General features: G+C 44.4%; 1 protein-coding gene. It reads right to left on the reverse strand.

Annotation, left to right across the window (positions count from 1 at the left end; genetic code table 11):
• Nucleotides 1–82: 82 nt before the first annotated feature.
• Nucleotides 83–707: TonB-dependent receptor domain-containing protein (locus tag KIV40_RS32000; RefSeq protein WP_285353370.1), on the reverse strand; the 625-nt coding region annotated here is incomplete at its 5' end.

Below are 707 nucleotides of genomic sequence, written 5' to 3' on the forward strand. Positions count from 1 at the left end.
ATAACGTTTCCGTTTCTATGTACTTTAAAATTGGGAGCCAAACTAGAGCTCAGACAATACGCCTGAGCTCTCTAGAGAGGATTTAAAACTGTGCGCGAAGACCTAAGGTGTAACGACGACCATCGAGAATCTTTCCGTATTCTTCGTAGTTTACGTCTTCATCAAATAGGTTGGAGATACCTGCGTAGCCATTGAACGTGTCATTCAAGTCGTAGTTCGCGCCAATATCAGTGATGGTGTACGACGGCGCATCGATGACCGTGTTTTTACCTTGAATCGCTTCATCGGCACTGCGGTATTGCACCTTACCCCATAGGCTGATCTTCTCTGACATTGAATAGCTGCCTGATAAGTTGACCATGTGAGATGGGATGTAGTTAAGCTTGTCGCCTTTATTGACACCTTTGGTGATTTCACTGTCTGAATACGTGTGACTCAGCGTAATGTCATAAAGATCGGCCATGTATTTCCCACTTGTTTCAACACCCATGGGTTCAGCAGAATCTTCGTTCTCCCATTGGTAAACGATGTCATAACCGCCTTCACATGCTTCATCAACGTTGACATCACAGATGGCGTTCAGAACAATCGCATCGCTGAACTCGGTGTAATAAGTCGTTAGGCTCGCATTCCAATGTGAATGATCTCTCCAGTTAATAGACGCTTCGTAGTTCCAGCTCTTTTCTGATTTGAGATCTTCATTACCT

Source organism: Vibrio sp. D173a (genome assembly GCF_030248475.1).